This window comes from Vibrio sp. 10N.222.48.A3, assembly GCF_041475345.1.
GTDB lineage: Bacteria > Pseudomonadota > Gammaproteobacteria > Enterobacterales > Vibrionaceae > Vibrio > Vibrio tasmaniensis_A.
In genome coordinates this window covers 1-2,806 of the sequence record NZ_JBFRVX010001042.1, presented here as the reverse complement: position 1 = coordinate 2,806, position 2,806 = coordinate 1, and the positions used below count along the sequence as shown (strand labels likewise).

Below are 2,806 nucleotides of genomic sequence, written 5' to 3'. Positions count from 1 at the left end.
AGGGAGCGAATCGCTCCCTTTTTTTAGATCTATGAAAACATATTTTATATCAGACCTACACCTTGCTCCGTCGCGACAAGACATCACAGACTGCTTCTTAACCTTCATGAAGAATGAGGCCGTAGAAGCGGATGCACTCTACGTGTTGGGTGATCTTTTCGAATTCTGGATTGGTGACGACGATACAAGCGAGTTCGCGAATTCAATTCGCCAAACGTTTATAGACTTAGTTAACACTGGCGTACCTTGCTATTTCACACAAGGCAATCGGGACTTTTTAGTTGGCAAAAAATTTGCGAAACAAACAGGCGTACAACTTCTAGATGAAGTGTCTACTATCGATATCTACGGACAAAAAGCAGTGGTATTGCATGGTGATACTCTGTGTACCGAAGATATAAAGTACCTCGCCTTTCGTGAAAAAGTTCATCAGCCCTGGTTACAATGGGTCTTTAATAGAATTCCATTTTTTATCAAAAAGAAAATTGTCTCCAAGGTTCAGTCTGATATCAAAGATGACAAGCAGACAAAGTCACTCGATATCATGGATGTAACACAGCAAGAAGTCGAAAATGTGATGAAACAACACAACGTCGATTTGATGATCCACGGTCATACTCACCGTCCAAACATACACTCCTATAGTGCTAGTAATTGCACTAAAACCCGTATCGTATTGGGTGATTGGTATACCCAAGGATCAGTTCTGGTGTTCACTCCGCAAAGTTTTGAACTACAGAATCGCGAGTTTAGCAATCGCTTTTAGCATCACGCTTAAACTTTCACTTTTATTATTATCATCGGTCAGATTTTCTTCACTTGTATATGGTAATTTCTCCTGAATTAGCTATTATTTGTCTATCAAAAATAAACCGAACACAGTACCAAGTTGAAATATTCATACGTAGCGCGTCAACCAATACTCGATGCAGACAAGAAGACCATAGGTTACGAGTTGCTATTTAGGGATGGTCCTAAGAACACTTTCCCTGAAGTAGAGCCGGAGCTCGCTACTAGCCGTTTGCTTTCCGACCACTTCTTATCTACCCACTATAATACATTGGGCGATAAGCTTGGATTCGTTAATTTTCCATATGCAAGCTTGGTTAACCTAGTCCCGACTCTATTTCCGAAAGAGAGCTTAGTTGTCGAGGTACTGGAAGACTGTGAGCCAACAGACGAACTGCTAGAAGCCATCATCACAATTTATGATGCGGGTTACACGATCGCGTTAGATGACTTTGTGCCTAGCAAAGCATGGAAACGCTTCTTACCTTACGTATCAATTATCAAATTCGACATACGTTTGATCTCAATCGCTAAAGCTGCGATGTTCATGAACACTCTGAAAGACTTGAATATCGAGTTTCTAGCGGAGAAAGTAGAAACTCACGAAGAATACCAAGAAGCAATCCAAGCCGGGTTTAACTACTTTCAAGGCTACTTTTTCAGTAAGCCGGAGATGATCCAAACTCGCGCATTAAACCCTGCTTTTTTAACCATTGTTCAACTGTTGAAAGAGATTGCCAACGATCCTATCAACTTTGCCGAAGTAGAGCGTTTGATTACCCTTGATATGACTATGTCGTATAAGCTGCTCTCTTACGTAAACTCCGCTGGTGGCTCATCAACACCGATTCGTTCATTCCACCAAGCGCTTGTTTATCTTGGTGAACAAAAACTACGTAAGCTAGTGTCACTGGTTGCTATCGCATCCGCGAAAGAAGATAAACCAGACTCACTTTATGGTTTAGCCGTGATACGCGCGCGCCAATGTGAACTGTTGGTCGAGAAAATGAACGTTAAGGTTGAGCCCGGGCAAGCCTTTTTAACTGGCATGTTCTCGCTGCTCGACTCCCTATTCGATCTGCCGTTAGTAAAAGTACTGGACTCGGTGCCGATCGATGATGAGATTAAACAAGCCTTGATTGAGCGCAAGGGTATATTAGGTGCCATTTTGGCGATGGTCATAGCTTATGAACAAGCTCGCTGGGATGAAGCAACGCGCATTCGTAAACTGCTCAAACTCAACGAAGCAGAGCTAGGTCAAGCTTATGACGAAGCAACCTCTTGGGCCCAAGACCTGCTGTCTCCTACTTTGAAATAGTTCACGTCACACAGCAACTTCAATCGAAACTCAGCTTTGGTGAGCAGTCGTTTCTTGATAAACTCCAACACATTCATTTATGGCCTCTTAACAGAGGCCATTTTTACAGGATTTGACCATGTCTTTATGCCCATGCGGTAGCAAAAATACTTACCAACAGTGCTGTGAATCAGCGCACCTTCACCACAGTGCTGTTGAAACGCCTGAACAGTTGATGCGCTCACGTTATTCAGCGCACGTGTTGGGTTTGGTTGACTATGTTGTTGCGACTTACCACCCTAGCTGCAACGCAGAAGCGCAAAGAGAAGGTATTGCCGAATCTATCGACAGTGATTGGGCAGGCCTAGAAGTCATCGATACTGAGGCAGGCTCACACCAAGACGAAGGCTTTGTTGAGTTTAAAGCTTACTTCAATGAAGAAGGCGCACAATACTGCATGCAAGAGCGCTCGCGCTTTATACGTAAAGACGACTTGTGGTACTACATTGATGGCACTTTCCCCGAGCAAGGAAATGAGCAAGAAGAACCTGAAATTGACCCACGCTTAAACCAAACGGTTGAAAGCTTCAAGATCGGCCGTAATGACCCGTGCATTTGTGGTAGTGGGAAGAAATATAAAAAGTGCTGCGGGTAAGTCAGAAAATTAAAATGTTTGATTAAGTAAAGAAATTCCTGATGTCGCTTAGGCTCCTTGGAATG

General features: G+C 43.2%; 3 protein-coding genes. All 3 read left to right on the top strand.

Features of this window, described 5'->3' with window-relative positions:
* The first annotated feature begins 31 nt into the window (after positions 1 to 31).
* The 3 genes from lpxH to AB4653_RS23410 all read left to right on the top strand — a co-directional run bounded on the left by lpxH (position 32) and on the right by AB4653_RS23410 (position 2,741).
* The gene (gene lpxH, locus AB4653_RS23420) at positions 32 to 766 is read left to right on the top strand and encodes a UDP-2,3-diacylglucosamine diphosphatase (protein WP_102257835.1); all 735 of its coding nucleotides are present in this window, start codon (positions 32 to 34) and stop codon (positions 764 to 766) included.
* A gap of 123 nt (positions 767 to 889) precedes the next feature.
* Positions 890 to 2,107, top strand: a complete 1,218-nt coding sequence (locus AB4653_RS23415; RefSeq protein WP_009848798.1) for an EAL and HDOD domain-containing protein — start codon at positions 890 to 892, stop codon at positions 2,105 to 2,107.
* Positions 2,108 to 2,225: 118 nt separating this feature from the next.
* Positions 2,226 to 2,741 carry a YchJ family protein gene (locus AB4653_RS23410; protein ID WP_009848799.1) on the top strand — a complete coding sequence of 172 codons (516 nt, stop codon included), beginning with the start codon at positions 2,226 to 2,228 and terminating at the stop codon, positions 2,739 to 2,741.
* The last annotated feature ends 65 nt before the right edge of the window (positions 2,742 to 2,806 follow it).